Raw genomic sequence first — 15,581 nt, 5'->3', positions numbered from 1 at the left:
GCAAATTTATTGATGAATATGGTTTGTTCTTAGTATGAGATTTTCTACTTTTCTGGGAAGTTCGGGAACCGAAACAATATAAGTTGCATATTACCAGTGAAAGGAGCGTGAAGATGTGGAACAGGATGAGAGACTCAGAGATTGGATGACGAAATATACGAACCGTCTATACAGACTCGCGTTTACCTTAACCTATAGTAAGGCGGAAGCTGATGATCGTGTTCAGGATGGTTTCATCAAAGCCTATTATGCAATGAACTCATTTGATCACCAACGTGATCCTTTTTCATGGTTGGCGAAAATCGTAATTAATGAATGCAAAATGGCAAAAAGACGATGCTTTCGAGAAATTGTTACCGACATCCTTCCAGAGCGGTTGACTGCAAGTACAGAGGAAGCCGTTGTGAGATTGAGTACAAACGATGAGATGTATGAAGCAATTTTAAAATTGCCAGAAGAGATGCGCATTCCGATTGTTCTCTACTACTTTGAGGATCTTAGCGTTCAACAAATTTCTGACATTACGGGTATCAAGGAAGGAACTGTGAAATCAAGAATGGCACGTGCTAGAGCAAGATTAAATCGTTCGCTAAAGGAGGAAGAATCCTATGATCGAAAAACAAATTCAAAATGCGAGACGACCTTATGAGTCTATGAACACTGATGTGAACCATCTGATGGAGCGGGTTCAGCAGAGAGTTGGCGGTAAGGATGTTAAAAGCAACGATCATAGGAATCACTTACGTCGGGTTTTTCGAGGATTATCGCTCACCTTTGCGGGAACAGTTATGATTTTAGCGGTAATCATTGTGAGCGGCTTTGTATCTCCAGCTATGGCATCCGTATTGAAGGAGCTCCCATACTTTGGTTCAATTTTTCAGAATGATGTGTCCACCTATGTCAAAGATATCGGTTTGAACAAAGCTTCTGAACAAGGTATGAGTGCACAAATTGGGCAAAGTGCGAGTGACAAAGGGATTACTTTAGAAATCCAAGAACTAATTTATGATGGTGATCGTCTCTCCATTGGTTATTTACAACATTCTGAGAATCATTTTACAGTGTTTGAGAGTCCGATGGATGATATAGAATTTACAATTGATGACAAGCCCTACAACGACAGTATTTCTGGAAATGGCCCACAACCATTAGATAGCAGAAACGGAATTGGATTAATACACCTTGAACCCCTTAAACAAAAATTACCGGATGAATTCGTATTAACAATCGAAGTGGGAACCGTTGGCGGAATAAAAGGTAATTGGGACTTTTCGATACCCGTGAAAAAGACCGTAACAGGAATAAAAACAGTAACTCCGATGATAAGCTCTTCAAATGGAGAAACATCGATGCTACTTAAACAAATATCCTTTAAACCTGGAGTTATGAATATGGAATATGAATTCAGAAGAGCAGCATCAAAAGCAGGGGATCCTATGTACGATGTCATCGCTATTACAGATACTGGAGAAGTGTTGAAACAGTTTGGTGGAAAAGGGAATGGTTATGTTGAGGGCGATACGCATATTCAGTATTGGAGCGGTCATTTTGATGAGCCAAAAGTAATGCCTAAGTCCATCACACTCCTTCCCCACTTAGCCGGTGAAATACCAGTATACGGGAAGAGAGTACCGATGAAGTATGAACCTTCGACAGATCACCCTTTTATCATTCCTCAAGGGGAATTAGGTAGCCTACTTGTTACAAAGGTGGAACGCTTAGAGGAGGTAACACTGATACATTACCGGAAAGAAGGCAATGATCCGCTTCAACAAACAGAGTTAATTGTTGAAGATACTGAAAGCAAATATCACTTTACTCCTTGGGAGGGTATAACCATTATTCCTCAGGAAGAAATAAAGACAAAGCTAGTTGACGCCAAGACTAAGTCATACATAGCTGAGTTGCCTGCTCAAACTCTAGATCAGTCTTTGATTTTTATAACTCATGAATATAAGCAGCCTCTTTTCCTTAAAGAATTAGAATTGGTCATTCCCATTCAATAAAGTGTAACAAGCAGTCATCCGTATTGTGAATAAGAAACGAACAGTTCCCAAGTTGGAACTGTTCGTTGTTGAGTACAGCTTTAGTACTAACTCAAGTTATCTTATTTTGAAGAATAGTTAATTATCATAGCTTCTTGGGTAGTTTCATCATAAGCGATCCACAACTCATCTCCAACCACTACACCATACACGGGTTCAATCGTCTGATAAATTTGGTAGATCACTCCGTCCTTATCCGCTCCCTGCTTACTTTGGATTAGTCTGTTATCCGATGGTTGACACTACATTTCCATCCTGATCCTTGATGTACGTTTTAACGACTTGTATGATTAAATGCTTATACGAAGACAAACGAATTTCTTCTTCTTTGGGCTGCAGTTTGAGCAAGAGCTCGTTGACAACTGTTTCATCTAATCTTAAATAGACTTTTTGCTCATCGATATCGAATCCAGTCGTTGCAGACGGCTCCAATATTACGCTTATCTCTTTGCTCATTAACATCAATTCTTTACCTTTAAGAAGTCGGCCGCGCAACAGTTTTTGGACCGTTTCAGCTTGTTTCGCTCCTAGTGTATGTACAGACGGCTTCTTACTGAACAAACCACTCTTACCAGTTTCCCAGGTCAATTGATCCACATATAAAAATCCGGTACTCGAACCGTCACGATCTATGCCTTTTTGAACACTTTCCTGGATAACAGGAATTCGCAAGATAGAATTTCGCGATAAATCCGTGATATAACCCGGAATTTCTTCTTTTCCAGCCTCAAGTAATCCGCGTGTATTCCATATTTTCATAGCTTCCAGTTCATCTTCCGTGATCCCCACCATTTGAATAAACTCAACGCGTCCATTAGGCGTAGGAATTATATCAAGTTCTGGATCCGGTATAAAGGCAAGTGCGGTTAGTTGTGTATCAGCTCCCAAGCAGATAGGTCCATTCGCATCCAAATAATCACCTGCAGCGAATACATTACCGCTGTTAAACACATATCGTGCCATATTTTGAAGCAGGTTTAATGCCCATGCCGGAGGCTCCTCCTCTTCTTCACTTCGGGCCACTCGAAAAGTAAGCTCAAATCCGTACCCACTATACTCAGGATCCTCCGATTCCTTTTCATAGAGTTCCGAGAAACCAAAAGTTACGATATGCCAGTGGGGAGAAGGTAATTCCGCTTTATAAGCACTAAGACCATCTAATGGATCTTGACCGCCAAGAATATAGGGCAGTGAGTTGACATAATGCTTCGGTTCCTGTTCTCCATACAGCTTCGTGACTGCTTCTTCAATTGCATCCCATCCTGCTGTGCTTTCTTCTGTCGTCATTATTTTTTTCCTCCATGTCAGATAGTTTTCAATTAAATTCATTCTGGTATCTATTAACGCAAATTTATTAAGTAAAAGCAGTTTTGACTATCATTATGTATTTACGACAAAAGTTTTTATAAAATTTCTTATGGTAGTATACCTGAGATGGTTCTCCAATTCCATAAACGCCAAATTCAACATTTGCCTTATACACTCGTCATTCTAGTGAATACAAAATACCCCAGCCCTAGATTACTCTTATCCCAGGCAGGGGTATTAACATCATTTAACAATAAGTCATCGTGCAATTCCGATCTCATAGATTTTTTGCAGGGTGTTGAGGTGCAGCGTTCTTTCATCATCTGTTTCTTGGAGTTTGTTTCCCGATCCTGCGTCCATATACCACTCTACAAGCCTGTATCCGAACATTAGAAGAATCAACTCATAAACGCAGTTATCCGTAATATGTGAAATATTCGTGTATTCAGAGAAGCCCTTGTAATACGCCGGGATACATCTACGGAAGTATTCAACCATGTCTTCAACATCGGCTTCGTCCGCGATCAGACTTGCCATATCTTCACCTAGATAACCCCACCCTGTGGTATCCCAGTCGATAATGATGGTTTTACCTTCTGAATAGAATATGTTTGCCACCCAAAAATCCCTGTGGCACAGCACGATAGGCAGCTTCTCAAGACGATTAAATATCTCGTCTGCGTTCTCATCAATGTCGATGAGCATTTTACATAGGTGTTTCGGGATCTCGCAATCGTCAGAGCGTATATAATCGTACACTCTATTCCATGACCGATAATGAAGATAGAAGTTCTTCATATAATCCACTTTGCTCAAGTTGGTCAAGTTCTGTAAAACAACAGGCTGTTCGGCATATAACTTGCCTTGGAATCTTCCTAATTCCTCGGCTGCACGTTCATACATATTACCGGTCAAGTCTAAACCCGATATACCGTCGATATATTCCATCCATATCTGTGTTTCGTTTTGTTCATCGTTCATTTCGGCATGATAACATTCAGGCCATCGGAAAGATTCAGAGAACAGAGCACCGAAATTGGATTTATAAAAATCATATTCCCTACGCCATGAATCGGAATCACCGTAACGCTCAAATTTCTTCTGCGTTTTTGAAACGATTCTATAGGGCAGCTCCACGCCAGCACTAGTTGTAGCACGGCCCGTTACAAGCTGTACATCCCCCAGTGTACCGCCTTGTAAGGGTTTGCTTTGGAAATCGACCCTGATTATTGTGGAACCGAGCATTTTACTTATAACCTCTGTCAGCGTTTCAGCTTTTATTTCACTCATTTGCATTCCTCCCATTGTATCTGATTTGCTTGTCGTCATTTTTATGTAAGTATAAATTGATCATAGAGTTTGGATAGGCCTTTTTGGGTTCGTGGTACATCACCATCATAAATGAAAAGAAGAGCACGATGAAGGTTAACTATAGATTTACTCATTTATTACCTCTCTTGTTCTAATCGATATTCGGTTTGATAAAAAACAAAAAAAGCCGCTAAATAGCGACTTTCAATGGGATTTATTCACCATGGTTTTGCCCCATACTCTTCTTTTAATATCGAATAATGTACGCTATCTGTTAGGAACCCTTTTACCATATGGTTTCTGCGACGGGTACCTTCATATGTCATTCCCAAGCGATCCAATACTTTTCCAGAAGCACTATTTCGAACATCATATTCCGCAAATACTCGTTCTAAACCTAGTGTGTTGAAGGCTAATTCGAGTATTAATTTCCCTGCTTCTGTCATGTAACCATTACCCCAATAACGCCGGTTTAATGTATAACCCAGTTCACCACTTTTATTATATTCATGTATTCTGAACTCGATCGTTCCTATCATTTTGTTGCTTTCTTTTAACAAGATAGCGTATTTCCCTGTAGGCTCTTTGAAGAAATAGTTAGCTATTAAATTCTTGGTTTGGTTTATATCGGTATGTTGGTCATAAATGAAACGAGTAGTTTGCTCATCCGATGTATATTCATACATATCTTCAGCATCCTCAAGGATAACCGGTCGTAAGATGATACGGTCACTTTCCATCTGACTGTGTTTAACCATTAATAGATTCATATTACTCATTTAACATTCCCACTTTATTATGTAATTTAAAATTTCCGCTTATTTATTAAACTTACTGCTAATAGTAGCATACTACAATTAGAGTTGAACAACTTTGAAATTTTTTAAATTAGTGAAAGAACTTATACTATAAACCAAAAAAGCCGCTAAATTAGCGACTTTCAATAGAACACGGTTCTTCCCTCTCGACATTTTGTCTGTTAATACTAAATCTATTGAACCCTGGCGAACGTTCGAGTGATGTTTCTATATTTTGTTGGTGAGATGCCTTTTTTAGCCGTAAATTGCTTGATAAAGTAAGTGTCATACTCAAATCCAGTTGCACGCGCAATTTCATTAAGCTTCATTCCCGTATGAGTTAATAGTTCACTTGCAACTTTTAGACGATGTGAAAACAAGTAACCCATTGCTGTATGACCGCATCTTTCCTGAAATAACTTATTCAGAGTCACACGATTTAAATGAGCGCAATTCGTTAGATCATCCAAGGATAACTTTCTGGAATAGTTCGTGTGTATATATTCTAGCACTGAATCAACAGGGGATTGTTCGCTATTTCGATTTAAATCCTCAAGCAAACCTAAAATTTGAATAAGATATTTTTTGACTCTGCATACCCAGCTTGCATCACTTTGCGCATGCACTTCCATCCCTAATATAAAAAACCATTCAAATAAAAGCGGATATGCTTTCTCAGTGATATATGGTACAGCTATATATGGATCATCTCTTTGAAATAGGGATAGCCCAGTTTGTATACTCGGCCCCGTGGGTAAGTAGTAATCCTGCGTATCGGAAAGAGTAATGGTGTTAAGAAATTCGAGATGAAATCGAAAAGATTGTGCGGCAACGTTATGTTTCTCCAAGACTTTCATTTCGTCATCTTCGGCCAAGCAAAGGAACGCGGGAGCGGAAATAGAAACAGGCCGTTTATTTAATGACCCACTGATGCTTCCTGACGTGATGAGGATCAAAGTAAGACGTTCAGGATAAGGAAGCTTGCTAAAATCTTCTACTGCGGTAAATTCAATATTTACAGTTCTGTTTTTGTGTCGGTCTACTTGCGGCATAGCCATCACCTAATCAAATAGTATAGTTTAATTCTTCAGTAATGTCAGTGTACCACACAAGTGTAAGGGATATAATTGTGGTGCAACAACATAAGGAGGGATATTAACTATGGCTATTGAGCGTTTTCAAATCCATGTCTCTGACGAAATCCTTGACGATCTATCGTACAGATTGCATCGTACTCGCTGGCCGGATCAATTGGAACATGCGGGATGGGAGTACGGTACAGAATTAAGTTATTTAGAGTCACTCGTTACGTATTGGAAGGATCACTATGATTGGCGAGCCCAAGAATCCAAGTTAAACCGCTTGTCACAGTTTTGCTGCCAGATCGATGGTATCGATGTGCACTTCGTGCATGAGCATGGTAAAGGGCCAAACCCTCTTCCCTTAATTCTTACTCACGGATGGCCCGACAGTTACCTTCGTTACCAAAAGATCATTCCTCTCCTTACAGATCCAGCCAGCTATGGCGGAAACCCAGAGGACTCTTTTGATGTGATTGTTCCATCTTTACCTGGGTTTGGATTCTCCGGTCGCCCTAGACATTCTGGCATCAACAATTTTCATGTCTCGGAAATGTGGGCTAAGCTCATGACAGAAGATCTTGGCTACCAGAAATTTGCTGCTGCAGGCGGCGATATTGGCTCTGGGGTTACAAGATACCTGGCATTCAACCATCCTGAATTGTTATTCGGTATTCATTTAACCGATATTGGTATCATAAGGAATCTTACGACTTCATCTGATGATGCAAAACTTACAGAAGAAGAACTGCAATATAAAAAAAGCGCATCGGAATGGATTGCTCAGGAAGGTGGCTATATGTCCCTTCAATCGACGCGCCCCCAAACCCTTGCTTATGGACTTGCCGATTCACCTGCAGGTTTGGCTGGCTGGATTATTGAAAAATTTCGTGCATGGAGCGATTGTAAGGGTAACCTCCAGCAAAGTTACAGTGAGGAAGAACTAATCACTCATGTTATGATATATTGGGTTACGAATACATTTGGTTCGTCGGCACGAATGTATTATGAAAATTCGCATTCTTTACCACCATTGGATTATATCGAGGTGCCGACAGGCATCGCACTTTTCCCTGCAGATATTTTGTTACCACCCAAGGAATGGGCTGTACGTAATTTAAATGTAACTCGCTGGACTCAGATGCCTCGCGGGGGACATTTTACCGCTATGGAAGAACCCGAGCTTCTGGCCCAGGACATTCGTGAGTTTTACAGGCCTTTTAGAGAGAAAAAGAATTACTAATATTCATCAAGATCCAATCATGGGCCTACTTAATTCAAGCTTAGCATTGCTTCAAAAGGATGTAATGAACGCACATATAAGTAGGCACTTACTTAAATGTAAGCATGACAAAAGCTGCCCGGATTCCTTGGCAGCTTTTATTGTTGATTGAATTCGTGTGCAAGTTCATTGAACCTACTCTATGATACGGACTCTTCATATTTCCACTTATTAGGGAGCACACATTATTTCTATTACAGCAAACAGTGTGCGGGTGTATTCGCTAAGAGATTATTCTACTTTGGAGGGACAGTTGGGTAAACCGTTCAATCGAAGATGCTTTCTCGTTCCAAATCCTTGAGATGCTGTGGGAAGGGATCAAGTTATTAATCGTAGATGTAATGGGGTTGAATTAACGACTGCAGGGAATATATTATTGATCATGTGCTCACGATTGGTGACAACATAGCCCATCTTATTATAAAGGTGGGTACAGTCACGTTTTATAGCTAACACCTAATTGAGGGAGATTGTATATGATTATTCGAGAAATGAAAAAAGAAGACAATGCAAAAGTAAAAGAAATTATACAAGATTCACTAGAATCGCTTGGATTAGCAATCCCTGGGACAGCGTATTTTGATCCTCAACTTAACGACCTTTACCACTATTACAATCATTTACAACATGCGAACTACTGGGTCGTTGAAATGGACGGAGAAGTTGTTGGCGGGGTCGGCATAGCACCGTTTAAAGAACAAGAGGAAGTTTGCGAATTACAGAAATTATATTTAAGTCCAAAGGCACAAGGGTTAGGACTCGGAAAGAAACTGATGGAAACTGCCCTGTCTTTTGCCTCAGCGTACTATGCAAAGTGTTATTTAGAAACAACGCATGAATTAATAGCTGCTTGCAGACTGTATGAGAAATTTGAATTCACTCTGTTACAAAAGCCACTACCAGGTTCTGATCATTCTGCTATGGATGCTTGGTATATCAAAGAATTGAATTAACTATTGAGAGTCCATTGTTTTAGTATCAAATGACCTGCTAGGGAACTATAAATAAAAATGATACAGAGTGCGATTAGTCTCATCGCAAACCTGCTCGTTACGGTAAAAGACAACGGCCGAGAATATGTAGGAATGCCGTTAAAAAACTATTTGTCCCCCTAAAGAGAGCATCCATCGACATCATGTAAACCATTTCCACATTCTGTGTCATTGGAAGCTGCTTTTACGAACAAATTCATTTCTAAAAAGCAGTCTACCCTTGCTTGAGGGTGAACTGCTTATCTTCATCATACTCATCCTACATTTATTTTAGCTTGGTCTTCCCTTTATCCGTATGGTTCCCTTCTTTCTTCCTTGCTTCCCTACTCCAAATTAATCTCCCTGATTTTTTCCAGCGCCACTTTCGGTTTTCGGTCTTCGGTAAGCAAGCCGTTAACCTCATGTTGCACGTCAGTAATCTGCGTATAACAGTATCCGGAAATAAACGGAATTGCTTTAATCGCTTCGGTTATGCTGCCGAAGCGTTCCAGGAAAGCCTCCTCGTTATCAACCTGATTGCCGTAACCCCAACCATGCTCGCTTCTGAAAGCTATCCCTCCAAACTCGCTGATGATAATCGGTTGGCCTTTATAACTGTAGCCTTGGGCAAATGCAAATTTCCACTCGTTGTACGTACCGCTGCTGCCTGTAATCGAGTCTTTATCCTTATATGTTTCGTACAAATCTTCACCCCGTTCCACATAATCATGCAGCGTCAAAATATCGGAAATAGTATGCTCCCATCCATCATTCGTGATGACTGGGCGATAAGGATCGATAGATTTGGTCAAATAGTAAATACCTTCGGTGAATTTTTGCTGCCGCTCGTCATGGATAATATTTTGGATGCCCCAGGATTCGTTAAAAGGCACCCAGGTAATGATACAGGGATGATTGTACTGCTGCTGCACAACCTCAATCCATTCTTTGGTAAAACGTTCCACCAACTCATCATTAAATTCATAAGCGGCCGCCATTTCAGACCAGACCAGCATCCCCTTGACATCACACCAGTAGAGGAACCGGGCGTCTTCAATTTTCATATGCTTGCGCAAACCGTTGTACCCCATCGCGGCGATTGTCTCGATATCTTCGATCAGCGCTTCTTCTGAAGGAGGCGTCAGATGACTTTTCGTCCAGTAGCCCTGATCCAAAATCAATCTTTGATATAGGGGAATATTATTCAGCAGGATTTGGCCGTCTCTGATCGAGATTTTGCGCATGCCGAAATAAGAGCCCACCCGGTCGATCTCTCGTTCACCTTCATATAGCACAAACTCCACATCAAACAGATTTGGATTGCCCGGAGACCACAGGTTTTGCAGCCAAGGTCCGTTGATGCCATTCATCATGCCGGTTTCCACCGTCAGCCAGGCTCTGTCCACCGAAAGGCTCATCTTTCTTACCGTGTCGCCCTTAAAGGTTATTTCGGTCTCCAGTCGGAGAAAATTTTTGTTTTTAGTACCGTTAAAGCGGAAGTCAAACCGAATCATTTGGCGGTCAATGTCTGGCGTCATTTTCACCCTATCCAAGCGGGTATCATGGACATGTTCGAGCCAGACGCTTTTCCAAATGCCTGTCGTCTGAACATAAAACGAATCATGATTCCGTCCGGACCAGCGCTGCTTGCCTCGAGGCTGTAGACAGCTATCGCTGTCTTCCACTTTCAACACAATTTCATTTTCCGCCTCTTGCAAAAGCAGATCGGTAATATCAAAGGAAAACCGAGTATACGCCCCTTCATGCTCCCCCGCAAAACGACCGTTCACCCAACAGGTGGCTTTGTAATCCACGCCTTCGAAGTGCAGAATAGTTTGTCTCCCTTCCGCTTCTGGTAAAAGTGTCAGTTTTCTATGGTACCAGATATGCGCATGGAATTTCTCCTCGCCAATCCCGCTTGCCTGGGTTTCATAGGTAAACGGAACGTTTATTTTGGTTGCGGCCGGAAAATGGTCCATCCACCGCTTTGCAACTCCGACTTTGTCATCATCGAAGCTGAAATCCCACTCCCCGTTCAGATCCAGCCACTGGCTCCGTACAAATTGGGGTCTTGGATAGTTTTTTATATAAAATTTCGTAGCTGCTGTAGGCATCTTTGCATCTATCCTCTCTATGGTCACTGAAGTATACTCTGTATTTCTTATCACAGATTACTATCTTGTTTAGAGATAGAAAATGATTTATCCTATCCAATGACTGATCTATTATCCTTTGAGGAGTGGGATTCATTGATACATCTAAAGCGATGCGGATATAATGTGATTCATCCGGAAGGCTTTACTGTCGATCGCCCGGAAGGCTCAGGGGATTACGTCTTTTTATTTTTTCGGAGCAAAATGGAGCTCAGGATTCATTCCCAGTCTGTGATTGCTGAACCTAATACCTTTATTATTTTCAATAAAAACAGCCCATATTTTTATCGGGATGTCGAACAACCTCTGATTCACGATTGGTTCCATTTTGAAATGGAGGCTGCGGCTGCAGATGATTTTTTTGATCGGCTGAATCTCCCTCTAGATACCTTAATCAAAGCTTACGACCCCTTCTATATTTCCAGAAAAGTGAATGATATTCATTGGGAGAATCTGCAGAACGGAACTTTCCGGGATGAGATCATCGAGTACACCATTCGCTGCCTGTTCATGAAGCTTAGTGATATTCGAAATCATCTGGAGCCAGACCAACAGATTAGTAAATACTATGACCAGTTCCTAAACCTGCGAAATGAAGTTTTCAGTTCTCCTTCTACTTGGTATACTGTCGAGTACTTGGCTGACAAGATGAATATGAGTCGATCTTATTTTCAGCATATATACAAACAAATCTTTGGCGTATCGGTAATTAACGATATTATCCTTAACAGACTAGGGTATGCCTCCTATTTACTGAAGAACACATCGTATGCGGTCAGCCATATTTCTGGAATTTGCGGTTATGAGAACGATGTACATTTTATGCGGCAATTCAAGAAGTTCACAGGACTAACTCCAAGCGAATACAGAGGAAGATCTGATATTGGGCAATAAAAAGAGAAACCCCGCGTCTAGTGACGTGGGTTTCTCGACAATCTGAAAGCTATGGCTGGATGCTATACCTTGATTTCTCGGCATTAGTATTCCCTAACTAATCCTTTTCTCAGTTCAAGTCTGAATGCAATTCATTGTTCCTTGTGTCGAAGGCCAGATTGATTTCACCGTAACCAAGATGCTTAGCGTTATTTTCTGTCAACTTATTTTCTTTAATGATGCAATTTTCCGTCCTCCTGCGATCTTCGTCATTGCCTCCAAGCGTAATGCCTGCTGCTTGAATAACACCATTTCTTGCCTGATCTTGAGCAGGGTTTGGTGCGATGCCTTCAAACCCGATGATGTCGATGCCTATATTGTTGTTATCGTGCACGATATTCTGCGTAATACGAAAGCCGTCTACATTTTCATTAATCGCCATCGCTTCGCTGGCTCCCAGCTTCAGGTTATACAACTCATTCTGAATAATGACAATCTGCTTCAATGAAGTAGCCGAGTTACCGTAAACTGCAATGCGCCTCCTATTTGCTGAAGAACACATCGTATGAGATCAGCTATATTTCTGGAATTTGCGGTTATGAGAACGATGTACATCCCCCCCAGAATACGCAGACCATCCACGAATAACTAGATTATCTGATGTAATGGTATTTACCTATTATGTACGTGATTTGTAAGCCCATAGGTAAATCCACATGCGAAGCGGTTGCGGGTCTCCAATGATAATTCTAATCTCTCCTTCATATCGTTCACATCTTCATCTCTAACGGATAGCCCGCTCTTGTTCCCAAGACAAAAACACCTTCAAAATTGTCCCCCATATCTTACGACATGGAAGCTTTCTCTCTTGAAGGTGCTTTTATATCTCATGTAATAGGGACAGTCCCCAGCGAGTGTCTCACAGAACTTGTTTATTTATTCTATGCACAACTTGCATGTTGAACTAATGGTATGTGCATGGCAGGCTGATCATTCATTCGATGACAGCTACTATGCTCCGTACCGCTCGAGCACCCGGTAAATCGCATCGGTGCCGAAACCGATCGCTTCTGTTGGAATGCGTTCATCCGCAGCATGAATCAGCTTAGTAAACTGCATGTCCTTAGGCAGCGGCATTGGCAGGAAACCGTAGGTTTGGATGCCAAGCCTCGCAAATAATCTTCCATCCGTCCCTCCAGGCAGAAGCATCGGCACCGGAACGGCCTCCTTATCCGCTTCTTTCAGCACATCGGACAGCAAACCGAACATCCCCATGTCGGGAGCTGCGACGCATGGGTCATGGCGCAGCACTTCTAAACGAATTGAATCATCAATCGCGAATCGGCGCAGCTCGTCTATAAATTGCTGAGGAGTGATGCCCGGCAGCGTTCGCCCATCCAGCTCGACCGTAATTTTGCTTGGATGAACATTGATTTTCTCGCCGCCACGAACGACGGTCGCGCTGACCGTATTACGCAGAAGTGGGCCGAACGTCTCGCCTTTCTCCCCCAGCAATTTCAGTATGATGCCGCCCAGCCGGGGACGCAGCAGCCCTCTCAGCAGCAGTCCCGGCAACAGCGGCAGCGCGGCGGCCATGCCTTCAATCATCAACCGGGCTGCCGGTGTCACACGTATAGGCAGCGTATTCCTGCTAAGCGATTGCAGCATATTCCCTAATTGCCCCATACAGTCAGCTCCCGGTTTGCCCAAGGAACCATGGCCTCCGTCCCCTCGAATCGTCGCTTTGAGCCAACATAACTGTTTTTCGGCTACCATAATCGGATAAAAGGTTCTCCCGAGTGCATGAAACGCGAAGCCGCCAAATTCACCGAGCGCATACTTTACACCCGCAAAATAATTGGCATGCTGCTCTACTAGAAAGGAAGCCCCGTATTCGCCCCCAGCTTCCTCATCGCTGACAATCGCCAGAATGAGATCACCTCGCAAGTGCAGCTTACGGACATGCGCGCGGAGAAAAGCTGATACGAGCATCGCCACGCCGCCTTTCATATCAAGAGCGCCCCGACCCCAGACGAAGCCGTCGTGGACGTCACCACCGAAGGGATCGCGGCTCCAGGTTTGTTTATCGACACCTACGACGTCGACATGACCGTACAGAAGCAGCGGCGGTGCCTCTCCGCTTCCCTTCATTCTGGACAACAGATTGGGCCGGGCCGGATCAAGCGCTACAATCTGCGTATCAATGCCCGCATCCTCAAGCAGTTGCCGGATATACATAATACATGCGGCTTCCTCGCCCGGCGGATTTGTTGTGTTGAAGCGGATCAATGCCTGCAAAATCTCTACTGGAGACGGCAGCTCTGCGTGACGCCGGGCTCCGTCTTGTTCCAAATTGTCATTGACAAGCCCGATACCCATGCCATGCTCCTTCCTATAAAAGGTTGTTCATTCGACCGATTTTACATCGGAAGCATAAGCTTCGGTGTTGAAACCTGCCTTATTGAACATGCACTATAATAGACTGCCCGAGTAAGTCCGCTCTTCTGAAGAAACGCCCAGCAGGCCGCGCAGGTTAAACTCATCCTGTAGTCTTTCAAGTCTGCGCTCTTGCTCTTCGGCGGATGTGCCTTTGGTGCGAAACACCGATTCCAGCATCGCCAACGCTTGCCGAACATGCGCCTCCGCCACTTGTTCTCCCGTCACCCGCAGACGGTCGACCAAAGTCTGTACGCCACGATAAGGTAAAACCACGCCTTGTTCATATTCCGCTGCGTTCCAGTTGCGGTTGCGGAGGCAAGTGGCGATAGCCTGACAACGAGTAAGCAGTTCAATGGAATAAACGTCCGTCTGCTGACTCGAAGCAACCAGATGTGCCTCATCCTCCTTGTCGTCAAAAGCGAATACTCGCAGTCCAGCGGATGGAGCCAGTCGTTTCAGCACATTGCCCGGACCGAGTTCGACGGCAGTGGCAATGCCCATGCTCTTCTGAAATGCAAGAACCGCTGGCCAATTGACAGGGTCCGTCAATCCCCTTTCCAGCATAACGACGATCTCCTCCGTATTTTTGTATGGATAGCCCGTTAACGAGGAAACTACGGGAAAATCTAATTTTCCAAATGAGACATGGCTTAGCACTTGGGCGAAATGCTCCGCCGCCGGCACCATCAACGGGCTATGAAACGGCGCACTGACCTGCAGCGGAATGACAGAGGCACCGAGTGCTGACAGTTTTTCGGACGCTTCTTGGACGGCCTCTTTATGGCCCGATATCACCGTTTGCCGCTCTGAATTTATATTCGATATTACAACAATGCGACTTTCGTTTGCGCGACCTGCGCTTCTTTCCAAGCATATGTTAGCGACAACATCAGGACTCGGCCCGTTAACGGCGGCCATTGCGCCGATTCCCGCAGCAGCAGCTTCCTGCATCAATTCGCCGCGGCGGCGTACGAGTCTAAGCGCATCAGGAAACGATAGGGCTCCCGCACAGGTTAAAGCGGTAATCTCGCCCAAGCTGTGGCCGGCAGCCATCGCCGGAGTGTACCCCCATTCCTGGCTGTAGACGCGGTACATCGCCACGCCAAGCGCAAGAATGGCGGGCTGCGCGATGTCCGTCCGCGTCAGCTCGGTCAACGGACCCTCAAACATCAAGCTATCAAGGCGCATACCAAGAGCTTCGTTAGCTTCCTCCATCGTCACTTTAACTGCGGCATACCGCTCGCTGAGCACTTTCCCCATACCGACGCGCTGCGATCCCTGACCGGGAAACCATATCGCATGTTTGTTCAGCATCTACCATCA

The 15,581-nt window shown here is 43.5% G+C and carries 13 protein-coding genes; 5 read left to right on the top strand and 8 right to left on the bottom strand.

Features of this window, described 5'->3' with window-relative positions; genetic code table 11:
• Positions 1-115: 115 nt before the first annotated feature.
• Together ABEQ74_RS11420 and ABEQ74_RS11415 are read left to right on the top strand one after the other, a co-directional pair.
• Positions 116-649, top strand: a complete 534-nt coding sequence (locus tag ABEQ74_RS11420) for an RNA polymerase sigma factor (RefSeq protein ID WP_430122306.1) — start codon at positions 116-118, stop codon at positions 647-649.
• The gene (locus ABEQ74_RS11415) at positions 609-2,006 is read left to right on the top strand and encodes a DUF4179 domain-containing protein (RefSeq protein WP_430122305.1); all 1,398 of its coding nucleotides are present in this window, start codon (positions 609-611) and stop codon (positions 2,004-2,006) included. The genes ABEQ74_RS11420 and ABEQ74_RS11415 overlap by 41 nt, the downstream gene beginning before the upstream one ends.
• Positions 2,007-2,270: 264 nt before the next feature.
• Here the strand turns inward: ABEQ74_RS11415 and ABEQ74_RS11410 are convergent, their stop codons facing one another.
• From ABEQ74_RS11410 to ABEQ74_RS11395, 4 genes are all read right to left on the bottom strand, one after another.
• Positions 2,271-3,332, bottom strand: coding sequence for a suppressor of fused domain protein (locus ABEQ74_RS11410; protein WP_430122304.1), 1,062 nt, complete (start codon positions 3,330-3,332; stop codon positions 2,271-2,273).
• 279 nt (positions 3,333-3,611) lie between these two features.
• A complete protein-coding gene (locus ABEQ74_RS11405; RefSeq protein WP_430122303.1) occupies positions 3,612-4,643 on the bottom strand; it encodes an aminoglycoside phosphotransferase family protein in 1,032 nt (343 codons plus the stop codon).
• A gap of 239 nt (positions 4,644-4,882) precedes the next feature.
• The gene (locus ABEQ74_RS11400; RefSeq protein WP_430122302.1) at positions 4,883-5,443 is read right to left on the bottom strand and encodes a GNAT family N-acetyltransferase; all 561 of its coding nucleotides are present in this window, start codon (positions 5,441-5,443) and stop codon (positions 4,883-4,885) included.
• Between the two features lie 212 nt (positions 5,444-5,655).
• Positions 5,656-6,513 carry a helix-turn-helix domain-containing protein gene (locus tag ABEQ74_RS11395; protein WP_430122301.1) on the bottom strand — a complete coding sequence of 286 codons (858 nt, stop codon included), beginning with the start codon at positions 6,511-6,513 and terminating at the stop codon, positions 5,656-5,658.
• Between the two features lie 109 nt (positions 6,514-6,622).
• Here ABEQ74_RS11395 and ABEQ74_RS11390 point away from each other — a divergent pair, with 109 nt between their 5' ends.
• Entirely contained in the window at positions 6,623-7,783 is a 1,161-nt protein-coding gene (locus ABEQ74_RS11390; RefSeq protein WP_430122300.1) for an epoxide hydrolase family protein, read from the top strand.
• A 515-nt stretch (positions 7,784-8,298) separates the two neighbouring features.
• Positions 8,299-8,775: a GNAT family N-acetyltransferase gene (locus ABEQ74_RS11385; protein ID WP_430122299.1), complete on the top strand. Its 477-nt coding sequence runs from the start codon at positions 8,299-8,301 to the stop codon at positions 8,773-8,775.
• Positions 8,776-9,137: 362 nt separating this feature from the next.
• Here the strand turns inward: ABEQ74_RS11385 and ABEQ74_RS11380 are convergent, their stop codons facing one another.
• Positions 9,138-10,907 carry a glycoside hydrolase family 2 protein gene (locus tag ABEQ74_RS11380; RefSeq protein WP_430122298.1) on the bottom strand — a complete coding sequence of 590 codons (1,770 nt, stop codon included), beginning with the start codon at positions 10,905-10,907 and terminating at the stop codon, positions 9,138-9,140.
• A gap of 135 nt (positions 10,908-11,042) precedes the next feature.
• Between ABEQ74_RS11380 and ABEQ74_RS11375 the strand changes: the two genes are divergently transcribed.
• Entirely contained in the window at positions 11,043-11,840 is a 798-nt protein-coding gene (locus ABEQ74_RS11375) for a helix-turn-helix domain-containing protein (RefSeq protein ID WP_430122297.1), read from the top strand.
• 109 nt (positions 11,841-11,949) lie between these two features.
• Here the strand turns inward: ABEQ74_RS11375 and ABEQ74_RS11370 are convergent, their stop codons facing one another.
• The 3 genes from ABEQ74_RS11370 to fabD all read right to left on the bottom strand — a co-directional run bounded on the left by ABEQ74_RS11370 (position 11,950) and on the right by fabD (position 15,572).
• Complete coding sequence (locus ABEQ74_RS11370; RefSeq protein WP_430122296.1) at positions 11,950-12,381, bottom strand: hypothetical protein; 432 nt, start codon at positions 12,379-12,381, stop codon at positions 11,950-11,952.
• Positions 12,382-12,830: 449 nt separating this feature from the next.
• On the bottom strand, positions 12,831-14,198 hold the full coding sequence (locus ABEQ74_RS11365) for a M20/M25/M40 family metallo-hydrolase (RefSeq protein WP_430122295.1): 1,368 nt from the start codon (positions 14,196-14,198) through the stop codon (positions 12,831-12,833).
• Positions 14,199-14,291: 93 nt separating this feature from the next.
• Positions 14,292-15,572, bottom strand: coding sequence for an ACP S-malonyltransferase (gene fabD, locus ABEQ74_RS11360; RefSeq protein WP_430122294.1), 1,281 nt, complete (start codon positions 15,570-15,572; stop codon positions 14,292-14,294).
• Positions 15,573-15,581 lie beyond the last annotated feature (9 nt).

Origin of the sequence: Paenibacillus solani, assembly GCF_050475945.1 — a bacterium.
Classification (GTDB): Bacteria; Bacillota; Bacilli; order Paenibacillales; family Paenibacillaceae; genus Paenibacillus_AQ; species Paenibacillus_AQ solani_A.
Note: the sequence above shows the minus strand (reverse complement) of the source record. Positions and strands in the feature narration are given on the sequence as shown.

Bases quoted from the DNA above. Each gene is read 5' to 3' on its own strand.
- ABEQ74_RS11415 (WP_430122305.1), top strand. From the start codon at position 609: ATGATCGAAAAACAAATTCAAAATGCGAGACGACCTTATGAGTCTATG.
- ABEQ74_RS11410 (WP_430122304.1), bottom strand. From the start codon at position 3,332: ATGACGACAGAAGAAAGCACAGCAGGATGGGATGCAATTGAAGAAGCA.
- ABEQ74_RS11405 (WP_430122303.1), bottom strand. From the start codon at position 4,643: ATGAGTGAAATAAAAGCTGAAACGCTGACAGAGGTTATAAGTAAAATG.
- ABEQ74_RS11400 (WP_430122302.1), bottom strand. From the start codon at position 5,443: ATGAGTAATATGAATCTATTAATGGTTAAACACAGTCAGATGGAAAGT.
- ABEQ74_RS11395 (WP_430122301.1), bottom strand. From the start codon at position 6,513: ATGCCGCAAGTAGACCGACACAAAAACAGAACTGTAAATATTGAATTT.
- ABEQ74_RS11390 (WP_430122300.1), top strand. From the start codon at position 6,623: ATGGCTATTGAGCGTTTTCAAATCCATGTCTCTGACGAAATCCTTGAC.
- ABEQ74_RS11385 (WP_430122299.1), top strand. From the start codon at position 8,299: ATGATTATTCGAGAAATGAAAAAAGAAGACAATGCAAAAGTAAAAGAA.
- ABEQ74_RS11380 (WP_430122298.1), bottom strand. From the start codon at position 10,907: ATGCCTACAGCAGCTACGAAATTTTATATAAAAAACTATCCAAGACCC.
- ABEQ74_RS11370 (WP_430122296.1), bottom strand. From the start codon at position 12,381: ATGTGTTCTTCAGCAAATAGGAGGCGCATTGCAGTTTACGGTAACTCG.
- ABEQ74_RS11365 (WP_430122295.1), bottom strand. From the start codon at position 14,198: ATGGGTATCGGGCTTGTCAATGACAATTTGGAACAAGACGGAGCCCGG.
- fabD (WP_430122294.1), bottom strand. From the start codon at position 15,572: ATGCTGAACAAACATGCGATATGGTTTCCCGGTCAGGGATCGCAGCGC.